Source organism: Sphingomonas sp., assembly GCF_032114135.1.
Taxonomy (GTDB): domain Bacteria; phylum Pseudomonadota; class Alphaproteobacteria; order Sphingomonadales; family Sphingomonadaceae; genus Sphingomonas.
This window is the reverse complement of sequence record NZ_DAMCTA010000001.1, coordinates 2,513,993-2,527,136: the sequence shown is the minus strand read 5'-3', so window position 1 is coordinate 2,527,136 and position 13,144 is coordinate 2,513,993. Positions and strand designations below refer to the sequence as shown.

Below are 13,144 nucleotides of genomic sequence, written 5' to 3'. Positions count from 1 at the left end.
ACGCACTGGCGGCGAGTGTCTCGCACCTCGAACTTGGCGAGTAGGTTCTCTGAAGATGCCTCGATGCAATCTCAGGAACGCTTGACCATTACCACAATATCTTCCTTGTCGCGACGCTTGAAAGCGGCAGCTCTCGGTTGATCCCGCCTTTTGGCGAGACCTGCGCGGATGGCAGATTCGTCCCACTCCCGGACCTGGGCGAGGTGGATGTGCGAGCCGTTCGCCGGGGTCCGCTTTTGGGTCGATCAGTCGCCTTGCTGGCCGTCTGAGAGTAGGTGCGCAGCTGGGTGCCCCCTCCCCTGCCGGCGCGTCGGGACCTATTGAGAACCAGGCTCACGCCATGTCCGCTTCTGGGAAGCCGTCGAGCACCTTCTAACGGCCGGAAGTGGGCGCGTTGCTGCCTGGTGTCCCTGCCTCCCCCGCGCGACCTTTACCGACCAATCCCGGTCATTAGATGAAACGAAATGCGTTTTTCTGAGCGGACTAGTCAAAACGCTTTCGCGCCAGGCTCGGAGCGCGGCGGCCGCGCGGCCAATTATCGAACTACGTGCTCCCGGACCGCCGCGACACCTTGAAGAATGTTGTCGACTACGAACTTCGGTGCTTCGTGCGGCAGGCCATGGCCAGCCCGTTCGGCGACGTTCTGATGCGCATTGGTCGACAGCGACAGATATCCGCGCTGCATTTGCTGCGTTGCGTCTTCCAGCTTGACGGCAAGCGGCTCCGACAAGCCGGGCACCATGCGGAAGCGCGGGCTGTGCGTAGCGATGATGACCGGCTTGCTGCCAAGCGAGGTGAGGAGATGCGCCTGCCTCGCGCTTGCCCGCATATCCAGCCGTTCTTCGTTTTTGCTGGGATCCGTCTGCATACTGATAAGAAAGGAGCGTGCCTCGGTGACAGCCTTTTCCTCGCCCTGGGCGGGCGCGGGCAACAGCGTTAGCCATTTCGAAAATTGATCGGGATGCGTCGTAGACACCAGCACGAGCCCGGCGGTGTCGGATGGATATTTGGCGGCGAACACCTGCGCGTGGAGCCCGCCTACCGAATGGCCGACCAGAAGGTAGGGCCCCTCTATCCGGGCGGAGGACAGTGCGGCGTGCAGGTCAGCCGCGCAATCGAGGCTGGAGCGCGACCCCGCTGGTGCCGGATCGCTCCCGCCGAGACCGGCGCGATCGTACAGGCAGACTCGCGTTGTCGAGGCCACTTGGTCCGCGATTGCGTTCCAGCCCGGGTCTTCGACAGGTGCCGTTCCCATCCCGGCGTCGATCACCACGGAGGGACTGCCTGCGCCCTTGCAGGCTAGCCGTATGGAGCGCCCGCCTACATCGAAACGGCCGTCGATCGCCTTATCGTCGCTGATAGCAGCTGTTGCGGGCGAGAGGAGAGCAACGCAGGCGATGAGCTTCGCCACAAGAGTCTGGTGCATGCTGGCTCCCGGTCGAAAGCAAAAACATAGGCGGCTGCACGGACGCATGACAATGGCCGCCTTCGAAGACATTTTCTGCAAAGCTGCCTGTCGGGAAACCACCCACTTCCAGCCGCCGACCGCGAGGATTGAGGGCCCGCCGTTTGCGTCCGCTTTCAGGAAGGGCGATCGCCCCCCTGAATGTCCGACTTTGGGGCGCGCTGCTGCCTGGTGTCCCTGCCGTTTCCGTCCGCGGCCTTCGCGACCATGTTCACACGTTCACTTGGTCACCATCACCGCCCGCGTTCAGTAACACCGGACGGCGAGGCACTTCTCGAGGCGGCTATCCTCTCCACGCCGGATCGTTGTGTTTCCAGTCGACATCAACGGCTGTTCCGCACCAGCGCATCTTCAAGCGCGCTCACCCGCGCATTGCCCAGTTGCAGCGCCGCCAGATCCGCCAAGGCTGCTGCGCCAACGCGAGCCTCGGCGTCGCGGCGAACGATCAGCGTCGCCGCGTCGGTGCCGCCGAGGAGGCCCAGCGGCTCTTCCAGGGCACGAATGGTATAGCGGGCATGGAGATATTGCGGATGCCATAGCGGCACCACCACCCAGGCCTTCTCCGCTACCGCCCCTTCGAATCGGTCGAAGCAATCGGCTTCGTTGCCGGTCTCGAAATGATAGCCCGCCGCCGCGAGCCCATAGCGCTCGACGATCGCTTGCGAGAAGCGGCTGATGCCCGCGCCGGGGTTGATCCCCTGGATGCGGCGTTCCATCCGCTCGAGCGCCGGCGCGCGCAGCAGATCCGAAACGCTTGCCACTTCTGCCGGCACATAGTCCGGCACACCCCAGATGCAGTAGGGCGTGTAGAGAACGGTCAGCTTGCGCACGTCACTTTCGAAAGGCGCCAGATATGCGCCATGGCTCGCCGGCAGCCAGGCGGAGACGAGCAGGTCCACCTCGCCGCGCCCCATGCGCCGGAACATGTCCTCATGAGGTGCAGCAGAGCGCTCGACGCGGTGGCCGTGGCGCTCGAGGACGGACTCGACCACGCGTGCGCTCGCATCGTGAAAGCCGAGCGCAATGTGGCCGACGCGGATGACGGACATGGCAGAATCTCCTTTTCGATGTCCACCCTTGGTGCACGCGCCTGCGCCCCAGGGGCATCGCCAGCTTCGAATGGTGGTCATGCGTCGGCGCATGGTGAGCCGCATCCCCTACCGGAGGCAGGCCCATGGTGGTCCACGGTGCAGGTGGTGCATGGCGGCTGATGGAGCCAGGCGACGCCCATGCAGCGCTGCATGGTGAACATGCGAGGTTGGCCGTGGAGCGCGGTGGAAAGGCTTCCCATTGTTCTCGGCAACGAAAGGACAACGCCATGAAGACCCATGTCACGAGGATTGCCGTTGCCGCCGCCATCCCGTCCGCCATGCTGCCGGCAAGCGCCGGGGCCGCGCGCCTGGACGACCAGGCCGCGATTGCTGCCACCCGTCCGCAGGAGCTGATCGTCGCGGCCGATATGCCGACCGCCGAGCGCGCACGGTTGCTCGCGCCAGTGGACGCCTTTTACGGCTTCTGGGCGAACGGAAGCGCTACACTGCTTGCCCGCGCAATCGGTGCCGACTTCGTCGACCATACGCTGCCCGCCGGCAGGCCGCAGGGGCCCAGCGGTCCCGCCGCCGCGTCCAAGGCATTTCTCGCGGCCGTGCCCGACCTCAAGGTCACCGTCGCGCAGCGGCTGGTGGTCGCCGACCGCATCGTCTCGCATCTGCGCTTCACCGGCCACTTCACCGGCAGCTTCGGCGGTCGGCAGGGGCGAGGCGAGCCGGTGGACTTCATCGCGACGGACATCGTCCGCGTCCGTGACGGTCGCATCACCGATAATTGGCATCTGGAGGACAATCTGACGTTCCTCCAGCAGATCGGCTTGGCTGCGCGGTGAGCCCGGGAAAGGAAAGCTCCATGAAGCATATCGCCACCGCGCTGGCCCTTGCCAGCGCCGCCATCACCGCACCCGCCCTTGCCCAGCCGGCCAGAGTGGAGGTGGTCGCCAACCTCACCGGGGCGATGCCCACCGGCGTTACCATCGCCCCCAATGGGCGCATCTTCCTCAACTACCCCCAATGGGGAGATCACCCGCCCTTCGCGGTGGGCGAGCTTCGCGACGGCAAGGTGATCGCCTATCCCGATGCCGCGACCAACGATCCCAAGGGCGACCCGGCTCGCCATTTCCTCAGCGTGCAAAGCGTCGTCGCGGACGGTGCCAACCGGCTCTGGGTGCTCGACACCGCCGCGCCCGGTTTCGCCGCGCCGATTGCCGGCGGCGCGAAGCTCGTCGCGATCGACCTGACGACCGACAAGATCGTCCGCACGATCGTGCTGGGTCCCGATGTGGTGCTGCCCACCACCTATCTGAACGATGTCCGCTTCGATCTCCGCCAGGGTGAGGCCGGCGTCGCCTATATTACCGACAGTTCGGTGAAGGGCCCTGGAGGGCTCATCGTCGTCGATCTTGCCAGCGGCAAGGCACTGCGCCGCCTGTCCGGCCATGCCAGCACCATGCCCGATCCGGGCTTCACCCCGCGCATCGAGGGCGCGGTGCTGATGAACCGGCCCGCTGGCGGCGCGGCGAGCCCGTGGCTGGTGGCGACGGATGGCATCGCCATCTCGCCGGACGGAGCGACGCTCTATTACTGCGAGCTCTCCAGCCGCCACTTCTACGCCGTGCCCACAGCGCTGCTGCGGGACCCGGCGACCGACGACGCAACCATCGCTGCCGCGATCCGCGACCTTGGCCCCAAGGCGCCGTCGGATGGCCTGGCCGAGGATGATCGCGGCGTGATCTACGCCGGCGATTACGAACAGGGCGCCATCCGCAGCTTCGCGGACGGCGCCTGGAAGACGATCGCGCGCGACCCGCGCATCCTGTGGCCGGACACGCTGTCGGTCGGCACCGACGGCTATCTCTATTTCACGGCCAACCAGCTCTACGGCCAGCCCGGCTTCCATCAGGGCAAGGATCTGCGCAGGCCGCCCTATCAATTGCTGCGCGTGAAGATCGGGGCCGGCCCGGTCTTGTTGAAGTGAGGATATCCATGACCGACACCGACCACATCCATCTCATCGCCCATCTCGTCGCCAAACCGGGCAAGGAGCAGGCGCTGATCGACGCGGTTCTTGCGGTCGTGCCCGCCGTTCGCGAGGAGCCGGGCTGCATCGCCTATGTGCCGCATCTCAGCCGTGAGCACCCGGGAACGGTGGTGATGGTGGAGGCCTGGGAGGATCAGGCCGCGATCGATGCTCACACCGCTGGCGCCAGCTTCACCGCGCTCGCTGCGCGCTTCGACGAACTGCTCGCCGAACCGCTCCGCCTCGAAACCCTGCGCCGGCTCGCCTGAGCGGCGAAGGAGAAACAGCATGTCCAACTGGTTCATTACCGGCATCAGCAGCGGCCTGGGCCGCGCGCTGGCCGAAACCCTGCTCGCGCGCGGCGATCGCGTATTCGGTACCGTTCGCGCGATCGAGCGCGTGGCCGATCTTCGCGCCCGTTACCCCGATCGACTGCACGTCGCCACGCTCGACCTGCGCGCCACCGAGACGGTGCGCGCCGTGGTGGACGATGCGTTCGCGGTATTCGGCAGCATCGACACGGTCGTCAACAATGCGGGCTACGGCCTCTTCGGGGCGGCGGAGAGCCTCACCCTCAAGCAGATCAAAGACCAGCTCGCCACCAACCTTCTCGCGCCGATCGAAGTGGCGCGCGCGGCACTCCCCCATCTGCGTCGGCAGGGCAGCGGGCGGCTGATCGCCATCTCCTCCTATGGCGGCCAGGCGACGCATGGCGGCGCATCGCTGTATCACGCCAGCAAATGGGGGCTGGAGGGCTTCTTCGACGCGCTCGCGCAGGAAGTCGCGCCGTTCGGCATCGGCGTGACGATCGTCGAGCCAGGCGCGGCGCGTACGGGGTTCCGCGCGGCCGCCAGCGCCGCCCTCGGTGTAGACCTGGACGCCTATCGCCAGACCCCGATCGGGCAATTGCGCGATATCCTCAAGGATTCGGCCCGCACGCCGGGCGGAGATCCCCAGCGGATGGCTACAGCGATCATCGAGAGCGCATCCGACGAGACCGCGCCGCTGCGGCTGGTGCTGGGCAGCGACGCCCAGTCGATCCTTGATCGCGCCCTTTCCGCCCGCCTGGAACAGGTGCGTGCGCAGGTGGAAACCGCGTCCCGCACGGATGCCGTCGCCGCATGAGCGTGCGTTCTGCATCTTGTACGGACGCGCGCGCGCGGCGATGAAGCGGCATGACCGCCGAACCGACGCTTCGCCTCGACTGGGATGATCTGAAGCTGTTCGTCGAGATCGCCCACACGGGCACGCTGACCGCGGCCGCCGAGCGGCTGCGGCTCAGCCAGCCCACGGCAGGCCGTCGGCTGCGCAGCCTGGAGGCGACGGTCGGCGCGGCGTTATTCCAGCGCACGCCTGGCGGCTTTCGCCTGACCGACGAGGGAGAGGCAATGCTCGTCCATGCCGAGCAGATGGCGGAGGAGGCGGTCGCCCTGCAACGCAAGCTGATCGGCGGCGCGCGCGGGCTGGAAGGCGTGCTGCGGCTCTCCGCCTCGGACTGGGTTTCGTCGCGCGTGCTGGCGGCACCCTTGGCCGGCTTCGCGATCGAGCATCCCGGCCTCGTGGTGGAGGTGCTGGCCGATTCCCGCCTCTATGATCTTCAGCGGCGCGAGGCGGACCTGGTGCTGCGCTTCGTGCCTTTCTCCGGCAGCGACATCGTCCAGCGCCGCTTCCTGCGCATCCGCTATGCGCTCTATGCAGCGCCCGCCTATCTGGAGCGCTGCGGCGATCCGCGCGCGAGCGGGGACGGCACCGGCCATCGGCTCGTGACGATGAACAGCGCACTTGATCAGCTCCCGGACGTCGCGTGGCTGCGTGGCCGATGGCCCGCTGCCATGCCTGCCTTCCGCAGCAACAATCGCGAGGCACAGGGGGCCGCCTGCGTCGCCGGCGCAGGCCTGGCAGTGCTGCCGCGGGTAATCGGCGACCAGCTGCCGCTCGCACGACTGGAAAGCGAGGCGCCGCCGCCGCGCGACCTGTGGCTCGGCTATCACCAGGATCTGCGGCGGTTGCGCCGGCTTCGGTTGCTCGTAGACGCGCTGAGCGCCGCGTTGCCTAGCGAACTCTGAAGGGCATGCGTCATCGCATGGCGGTCGTGCGGAACTGGCCATGGCGTTACGCATTCGCATGGACAATCTGACGGGCGAACGATCATCAGGAGGTTCGACATGAAAGCCATCGGTTACCACCAGCCCGGCAGCATCGACCGCGAAGACGCGCTGCTCGACCTGGACGTCCCCGCACCCACGCCCGGTCCGCACGACCTCCTCGTCCGCGTGAAGGCGGTGTCGGTCAACCCGGTCGACGTGAAGGTCCGCGGCGGCAGCCCGGGGCCAGAAGGCGGCCCGAAGATCCTCGGTTGGGATGCGTCCGGCATCGTCGAGGCGGTGGGGGACGCCGTCACCCTGTTCCGTCCGGGCGATGCGGTCTTCTATGCGGGCGACATCACCCGCCCAGGCGCGAATGCCGAGTTGCACACGGTCGACGAGCGGATCGTCGGCCACAAGCCGGACAGCCTCGACTGGGCCGAAGCCGCCGCGCTGCCGCTCACTTCGATCACCGCGTGGGAATTGCTGTTCGACCGGCTGAACGTGCCGCATGGGCGCAAGCGGGCGCAGGGCAGCCTGCTCGTGATCAACGGCGCCGGCGGCGTCGGTTCGATCCTGATCCAGATGGCACGGCGACTGACCGGCCTCACGGTCATCGCCACCGCCTCGCGCCCGGAGACGATCGCCTGGGTGGAGCAGATGGGCGCGCATCATGTGATCGACCATCACAAGCCGCTGGACGAGGAACTTGCCCGGATCGGCCATCCGGAAGTCAACTATGTCGCCGGCCTCACCGCCTCGGACCGCTACCTGCCGCTGTTCCCCAAGATCGTCGCGCCCCAGGGCCACATCGCGCTCATCGACGATCCCAAGAGCTTCGACATCGTGCCGCTGAAGCGCAAGTCGATCACCGTTGCCTGGGAGCTGATGTTCACCCGCGCGATGTTCCACACGCCCGACATGATCGAGCAGCACCGGCTGCTGGAGGAAGTGGCGCACCTCGTTGACGCGGGCGTGCTGCGGACGACGCTGCGCGAGCGGGCGGCAGGCATCGACGCAGCCAGTCTCAAGCAGGTGCATGCGCTGCTGGAAAGCGGCCGCGCGATCGGCAAGACCGTGTTGGACGCGCTGTAATCAGCGCAATTGCCGGCATGGCTTTGGGCAGGTCATGCCGGCAAATAGGACCAAGATCAGTCCCCTGGATCATTTCGGTGCTTGCAACTGCGCTGCCCCCTCCCCGCTTAGTCGCCAATCAACACGGAAGCGTCGGAGGTAATTGCGAACCAGGGGCAGGGAATGTCCGCTTCTGGGAAGTGGGTTACGACCTCTTAATGACGGGAAGTGGGCGCGCAGCTGCCTCGAGCGCCTGCCTCCTGCCGTGCTCGGCCAGGCCTCGCCTCCCCGCGGTCCAGATTTATGGATTTGGTGTAAGGGGCGCTTCGGGCGCAGCATCTGGGTTTCGGGGCAACGGGAAGACAGGGGCTCAGGTTTGTCCACCTGAGCCCGTTTGACCCGTTACAATCCAATGGGAGCGTTCAGCTCGTGCGCTTTGCTGCCGTTCGCTTGCGCGATTGCAGAAACTCCAAGCGCGTCATTCCGGCCTTAGCCCGCTTGAGCCATCCGGCGGGCGTCGCTGGAACGGCGGCGGCGGAGGCTAAAACCCGCAGCCCCAAAACCAGCGATCATGAGACCCCAGGTAGCGGGTTCAGGGACTGCCGAAGGATCGAAAGTGGCGTTGCCGCCGTAAGAGCCAAGGCCTCGTGACACGCCGGTTATGGTGATGGTGTTGAGCACGCCGGCCTTCACCATCGCGTTAGTGAGGGCGAAAGACTCACTAGCCCCACAGCTACCCACCCCACGGGTCGTGCATACATTGTTATCAAGGTCGAAAAGCGTCCGCTCTGCGGTTATGCCGTTGAAGAGAACAGAGGTGATGTCGAGATCCGTCGACATCAGGAACGCAGTCTGCGTTACGCTGGTCGTCACCGACCCGCTTCCGGTGCCGTCCTGGCCGAGGGTGAATTGGAAGAGATCGATGAAGTCGCCCGCTGCAATGCCGGTGTGGCCAAAGGTCGCGGCGACAGGGCCGGAGAATGGATTGCCCGCGACAACGAACGTTGTTCCCGTAGGCTGGATGCCGGGAGTGATGATCGTGGTTGCCGCATTGGCTGCAGTCGCGCCGAGGATGCCTGCGGAGATCACGGCGACGGCCGCTAGATAGCGCTTCATACAAACTCTCCCTGCTTACATTAACAGTTCGTTAACGAACCTGATGTCGCCGGAACGTTTGGCTTTGGCCTCGGTTGCGCCACCTTGGATTGCATTTTAGCGGGACCTGTCCCAAAATGGAGCAGGTCGAACTTAGCGTTCAAGTCGCGGCCAAAGATCCGAGCTGCTGCACCTTTCCTCACCTCATTAGCCAAAGGGCTCGGAAGCACCCTGTCTCGCCGCCTCCGATCACTTGCAGAAAACCATTCACTTCGCTGCGCTGGCAGGCCGATGAGGCATCGTCCTGTGGCGGCGGCTTCTGCGAAGATTAGTTGGCCTGGGAACACCGTAAGGTGGACGAGCAGCTGCGGGCGTCGTTCACCGACGTAATGGTTGAGGGCGGGATCGGCTCCCAGCCTTCTTGGCGTGCTTCCTACGATCGGCTGCGTGCGGCTTCAGAACACCCAGGCTTGGCGTCCCCTCGACTCACCGCTGATCTGCTTGACCTTCGCTTCTGACCAAGTCAGGATACGCTAGAACCGATGGTTAACCATGTTTGCTGAGGACGCCATGATCAGACGATCCTGCCAGTTGTACAGGTTAGCTGTAGCTGACCTCTCCATCCCGCCTCAGAACGGACGCCCTTAAATGGGGTGGGGCAGCGAACGAGGTGTCGTCTATTTTGAACAAACTTGACCACCGCCTATTCCTTAGGTGGACTGGCAAGCGAAGGGCCCAGGGGTGTCTACCTGGGCCCTTCTGCTTTGGCACTTTGCGAGAGGCGCTTCTGATCCAACACTCTTTGGTGCTGTTGCTCCAGAAGATGCAACAGCACCAAAAGCACAGATTAACTTCAGGCCGTCTGGATCGAACGGCGAGCGCTGCTGGAACGACGGCGGCGCAGGCTGAAGCCGGCCGCACCGATGCCGCCGATCATGAGACCCCACGAGGCGGGCTCGGGGACGGCCGACGGATCGAAGGTTGCGTTGCTGCCATAGGAGCCGAGACCGCGCGAAACGCCGGTGATGGTGATGGAGTTCAGCACGCCAGCCTTAACCATTGCATCCGTGAGAGCGAAGGACTCGCTAGCTCCGCAGCTACCGACGCCGCGGGTAGAGCAGACGTTTCCGCCGAGGTCGAACAGCGTGCTGGCCGCAGTGATGCCGTTGAAGACGACCGAGGTGATGTCGAGGTCAGTGAACTTCAGGAAGCCCGTCTTGGTCACGCTGGTCGTGACAGATCCGCTTCCGGTGCCGTCCTGGCCGAGCGTGAACTGGAAGATGTCGGTGAAAGCGCCCTTGGCGATGCCGGTGTGACCGAACGTTGCAGCGACCGGACCGGAGAACGGATCGCCCGAAACAACAAAAGTCGTGCCCTTCGGCTGCGAGCTCGGGGTGATGATCGTGGTTGCAGCCTGGGCTGCGGTCGTGCCAAGAAGGCCCGCCGAAATGGCGGCAACGGCCGCGAGATAGCGCTTCATACAGTAGACTCCCTGAAAAGGTTACCAAGCCGTTAACGATGTTCGGCCGGAGGGCCGAACGCTTAGCTAAGTAATTGGTTCCATTCAGCAAAAATGCGACCAGCGGATACGCTTTGCCGTCTGCAGTCCGCATTTCTCCACATCGTTTCAGCTCTCCAGAATTTTTGCCGTGTTTTCAGCACGGTATGGCCGAGATGCGGTGGGCCCTTAGCGCAAACGTTACGCCGTCGCGGTACCGGTTGCTCGGGTCGAGAGCAAAATGACGGGGCTTTTCATGACATTGGACGCAGTGAATGCGGTTGCCGGACGTGCGTCAGCGGCAAGCGGAACGTTGGCGACAGAATGGCTGCACAAGACACCACGCGGGGCCCTAGCGGAGTTTGGGATTCAGATCGCCACAAGTTGTCAGCAACGATCTCAAGCAGCGGACCTGCTGAACAGAATGTATGGTTGGCGGGGTTATGGCCGCGATCACCAGATTCCCGAGGGGGAGGGTTGCACAACATTCCTCGCCGCCTCGACGGAAGGGTTGGTCGGCACTCTCACACTGACGGTCGACGGCGCTGCTGGCCTTGCCGCTGACCGTACCTTCGGAGATGTCCTAGACGCCTTTCGTGCCGCTCCAGGCTCCAGCATTTGTGAGCTGACCAAGTTCGCCTTTGACGCGTCCACTCCGGCTCGGCCCCGATTGGCCCACCTGTTCCACGCAGTGCTGATTTTCGGATCAGCAAAACACCAGTGCACAGACCTCTTCATCGAAGTGAACCCTCGGCATCGAGCCTTCTACGAAGCCATGCTAGGCTTTCGCCCTGTGGGAGACGCCCGCACAAATGAAAGCGTAAATGCGCCTTCCCATCTGCTCTGGCTCAGCGTCGATGCGATAAGGGCGAACATCAGCAGCCACAGGGAAGGGGACAGAAGCAATTCACGATCGCTGTATCCTTATTTCCTGCGGGAAGGCGAAGAAGCGGCGTTGGCCATGGCTCTCGATGAGATTGAGGGTACTCGCGCCATCGATCGCTATCCCTCTGGGCAGGCATAAACCGCACCTGGGTTGTGCCAGCTCGCGTTGTGGGTGGCTTCATCGCATCACTGAAGACCTAGGCGATCGAGTAGCTGGCAGTTTAGGAGACCGCTTTTCGACAGCGCAAAAGAGCCCGCCGGCTGCGAAGCTCGGCGGGCTCTTCTACCAGTCGACGGACGGGGGGTGCGAGAGCCCGCCAACTGCGTGACCTAGTACACTGTTCAGGGAACATAAAAACGAGCGTGGTCGAAAAAGGTTGCGAGATCAGAGCGAGTTATCTTGCGTCGTTCAATACCAAGGTGTGCAAACGAGCATGCGGTATGGGCCCTTATGCACCTAGGAGCCTCAAACTAGTTGCCGTTTTCCCTTTCCCCCCCACCCGGACCGCTCGCGAACCCGGGACCGGCCCCCAGCGGAGCCGCCAGAGGTCGCCCCGTTTGCGTCCGCTTTCGGGAGTGTCGATCAGTCCGCTGAATGGCGGCAATTGGGCGCATACTCGTCCCCTTCAAACAAGGACAGACCAGCTCCAGCAAGCCGGCGGCCTCCGCGTCAGGAGCCGTAATGCCAAACGGGCGTTCAATAGGGTGGGCAAGCATTTGAAAGCCACGGGAGACATCATGTCCGGTGAAGAAACGACGGCGGGCCGTGAGATTATCATGAAGGCCATCACAGCTCTGGAAGATGGCTATACGGTCCTGATCCGCCTCAGGGGGCGGGATCGCGGCATAAAGGCAGCCAGGATCGTGCCGGACCTGATGAGCTTCCGGGTCGAGGAGACCGACGGGTTTAGCTGTGATGTTGCGTTAAGTGCCGTAGAGCACGCAGCCTACAGCAAGGAGGGCGGTGCCGTTAGCTCGACGCCGAGCGCGGCCGAGAATGCATGAATGGTCATCTTGGCGAAGGTTGCGTCGCTGATTACAAGACACCCGCTTACAGCCGTGGGCAGCGCCGACTGGGCGCTGTTCGCTCATGATCGCTACTGGCGAGTGTGTTGAGTTTCCTGAACTGCGGGAAGTGAGCGCGCCGCAGCTTCATTCTCGTGCCTCCTTGGCCGCCCGCGTATCAAGGGCCACCCACTTTCTTACGGATCGGCATGACGGGACGGACCGCAGTTGCTCGGTTATAGAACGGCTGAAATCAAACAGGCGGAGACGCCGCATGGGAGCTCGTGAGCTGCGTTGAAATGGAAAAATCGTTGATCCGCTCCATTCGGCTTTCGCCGATTGCATCAGTTCTCACCGACCCCCGTGCAGACGACAATCCCATCATCGCGGCAAATCGGGCCTTCGAGGCGCTGACAGGTTATGCGGAAGCTGAGCTAATCGGTTGCAACTGTCGGATTTTGGCGGGCCCGGCGACCGAGCCCTCCCGCTCAGCTGCCCTCGCCCGCGGAATTGCTGCCGCCACGCCTCTGGTGGTGGAGCTGCTGAACTATCGGAAGGACGGGAGCAGCTTCGTCAACGCTGTGATGGTGACCCCCATCTTCGACGACAGTGGCGATCTGGCTTATTTCATGGGCACCCAGATGGCAGTCGGGGAACGGGGAAATGGCGCTGCGCTCGAATCGGAAGCGGAGCGCATTGCTCGTCTGACCCCGCAGCAGCAGGCGGTTCTGAGACTGATGGCGAAGGGCATGCGGAACCGGCAAATCGGAGAAGCGCTGGGTTTGAAGGAACGGACGATCAAAATGCACCGTGGTGCGCTCGTTCGGCGACTGGGAGTCTCCACAGCCGGAGAGGCAATGCGGCTCGCCATCCAAGCCGGGTTCTAAGCCTCTGCGGTTGCTGCAATCCTGCGGAACCATGATTCATGTTGCGCACACGTCCCGGCGCAGTATGCACTTTGGTACATAT

The 13,144-nt window shown here is 64.0% G+C and carries 13 protein-coding genes; 9 read left to right on the top strand and 4 right to left on the bottom strand.

The genetic code is table 11. From position 1 onward, the window contains the following. Nucleotides 1-535: 535 nt before the first annotated feature. Together RT655_RS11975 and RT655_RS11970 are read right to left on the bottom strand one after the other, a co-directional pair. Nucleotides 536-1,426 carry an alpha/beta hydrolase gene (locus RT655_RS11975; RefSeq protein WP_313536861.1) on the bottom strand — a complete coding sequence of 297 codons (891 nt, stop codon included), beginning with the start codon at nucleotides 1,424-1,426 and terminating at the stop codon, nucleotides 536-538. A gap of 362 nt (nucleotides 1,427-1,788) precedes the next feature. After that, complete coding sequence (locus tag RT655_RS11970) at nucleotides 1,789-2,514, bottom strand: glycine betaine ABC transporter substrate-binding protein (protein WP_313536860.1); 726 nt, start codon at nucleotides 2,512-2,514, stop codon at nucleotides 1,789-1,791. A 269-nt stretch (nucleotides 2,515-2,783) separates the two neighbouring features. Between RT655_RS11970 and RT655_RS11965 the strand changes: the two genes are divergently transcribed. The 6 genes from RT655_RS11965 to RT655_RS11940 all read left to right on the top strand — a co-directional run bounded on the left by RT655_RS11965 (nucleotide 2,784) and on the right by RT655_RS11940 (nucleotide 7,713). Then, nucleotides 2,784-3,347 (top strand): ester cyclase, encoded by a 564-nt coding sequence (locus RT655_RS11965; RefSeq protein WP_313536859.1) that lies wholly within the window; start codon nucleotides 2,784-2,786, stop codon nucleotides 3,345-3,347. 20 nt (nucleotides 3,348-3,367) lie between these two features. Further along, complete coding sequence (locus RT655_RS11960; protein WP_313536858.1) at nucleotides 3,368-4,492, top strand: L-dopachrome tautomerase-related protein; 1,125 nt, start codon at nucleotides 3,368-3,370, stop codon at nucleotides 4,490-4,492. A gap of 8 nt (nucleotides 4,493-4,500) precedes the next feature. Continuing rightward, complete coding sequence (locus tag RT655_RS11955; protein ID WP_313536857.1) at nucleotides 4,501-4,803, top strand: putative quinol monooxygenase; 303 nt, start codon at nucleotides 4,501-4,503, stop codon at nucleotides 4,801-4,803. A 19-nt stretch (nucleotides 4,804-4,822) separates the two neighbouring features. Continuing rightward, entirely contained in the window at nucleotides 4,823-5,659 is an 837-nt protein-coding gene (locus RT655_RS11950) for an SDR family oxidoreductase (protein ID WP_313536856.1), read from the top strand. 50 nt (nucleotides 5,660-5,709) lie between these two features. Continuing rightward, on the top strand, nucleotides 5,710-6,600 hold the full coding sequence (locus tag RT655_RS11945) for a LysR family transcriptional regulator (protein WP_313536855.1): 891 nt from the start codon (nucleotides 5,710-5,712) through the stop codon (nucleotides 6,598-6,600). A 99-nt stretch (nucleotides 6,601-6,699) separates the two neighbouring features. Next, complete coding sequence (locus RT655_RS11940; protein ID WP_313536854.1) at nucleotides 6,700-7,713, top strand: zinc-binding alcohol dehydrogenase family protein; 1,014 nt, start codon at nucleotides 6,700-6,702, stop codon at nucleotides 7,711-7,713. A gap of 468 nt (nucleotides 7,714-8,181) precedes the next feature. Here RT655_RS11940 and RT655_RS11935 read toward each other — a convergent pair whose 3' ends face one another. Then, a complete protein-coding gene (locus RT655_RS11935) occupies nucleotides 8,182-8,808 on the bottom strand; it encodes an FxDxF family PEP-CTERM protein (protein ID WP_313536853.1) in 627 nt (208 codons plus the stop codon). Between the two features lie 832 nt (nucleotides 8,809-9,640). Then, nucleotides 9,641-10,267 carry an FxDxF family PEP-CTERM protein gene (locus tag RT655_RS11930; protein ID WP_313536852.1) on the bottom strand — a complete coding sequence of 209 codons (627 nt, stop codon included), beginning with the start codon at nucleotides 10,265-10,267 and terminating at the stop codon, nucleotides 9,641-9,643. A 274-nt stretch (nucleotides 10,268-10,541) separates the two neighbouring features. On the opposite strand from RT655_RS11930, the gene RT655_RS11925 reads away from it, so the two are divergent. The 3 genes from RT655_RS11925 (at nucleotide 10,542) to RT655_RS11915 (ending at nucleotide 13,062) form a co-directional block, all read left to right on the top strand. Next, entirely contained in the window at nucleotides 10,542-11,309 is a 768-nt protein-coding gene (locus tag RT655_RS11925) for an N-acyl amino acid synthase FeeM domain-containing protein (protein ID WP_313536851.1), read from the top strand. Between the two features lie 599 nt (nucleotides 11,310-11,908). Next, on the top strand, nucleotides 11,909-12,175 hold the full coding sequence (locus RT655_RS11920) for a hypothetical protein (RefSeq protein WP_313536850.1): 267 nt from the start codon (nucleotides 11,909-11,911) through the stop codon (nucleotides 12,173-12,175). Between the two features lie 299 nt (nucleotides 12,176-12,474). Next, nucleotides 12,475-13,062 (top strand): LuxR C-terminal-related transcriptional regulator, encoded by a 588-nt coding sequence (locus RT655_RS11915; protein ID WP_313536849.1) that lies wholly within the window; start codon nucleotides 12,475-12,477, stop codon nucleotides 13,060-13,062. The last annotated feature ends 82 nt before the right edge of the window (nucleotides 13,063-13,144 follow it).

Excerpts from the sequence above, each read along its gene's own strand:
- RT655_RS11975 (WP_313536861.1), bottom strand. The coding sequence starts at position 1,426 with ATGCACCAGACTCTTGTGGCGAAGCTCATCGCCTGCGTTGCTCTCCTC.
- RT655_RS11970 (WP_313536860.1), bottom strand. The coding sequence starts at position 2,514 with ATGTCCGTCATCCGCGTCGGCCACATTGCGCTCGGCTTTCACGATGCG.
- RT655_RS11965 (WP_313536859.1), top strand. The coding sequence starts at position 2,784 with ATGAAGACCCATGTCACGAGGATTGCCGTTGCCGCCGCCATCCCGTCC.
- RT655_RS11960 (WP_313536858.1), top strand. The coding sequence starts at position 3,368 with ATGAAGCATATCGCCACCGCGCTGGCCCTTGCCAGCGCCGCCATCACC.
- RT655_RS11955 (WP_313536857.1), top strand. The coding sequence starts at position 4,501 with ATGACCGACACCGACCACATCCATCTCATCGCCCATCTCGTCGCCAAA.
- RT655_RS11950 (WP_313536856.1), top strand. The coding sequence starts at position 4,823 with ATGTCCAACTGGTTCATTACCGGCATCAGCAGCGGCCTGGGCCGCGCG.
- RT655_RS11945 (WP_313536855.1), top strand. The coding sequence starts at position 5,710 with ATGACCGCCGAACCGACGCTTCGCCTCGACTGGGATGATCTGAAGCTG.
- RT655_RS11940 (WP_313536854.1), top strand. The coding sequence starts at position 6,700 with ATGAAAGCCATCGGTTACCACCAGCCCGGCAGCATCGACCGCGAAGAC.
- RT655_RS11935 (WP_313536853.1), bottom strand. The coding sequence starts at position 8,808 with ATGAAGCGCTATCTAGCGGCCGTCGCCGTGATCTCCGCAGGCATCCTC.
- RT655_RS11930 (WP_313536852.1), bottom strand. The coding sequence starts at position 10,267 with ATGAAGCGCTATCTCGCGGCCGTTGCCGCCATTTCGGCGGGCCTTCTT.
- RT655_RS11925 (WP_313536851.1), top strand. The coding sequence starts at position 10,542 with ATGACATTGGACGCAGTGAATGCGGTTGCCGGACGTGCGTCAGCGGCA.
- RT655_RS11920 (WP_313536850.1), top strand. The coding sequence starts at position 11,909 with ATGTCCGGTGAAGAAACGACGGCGGGCCGTGAGATTATCATGAAGGCC.
- RT655_RS11915 (WP_313536849.1), top strand. The coding sequence starts at position 12,475 with ATGGAAAAATCGTTGATCCGCTCCATTCGGCTTTCGCCGATTGCATCA.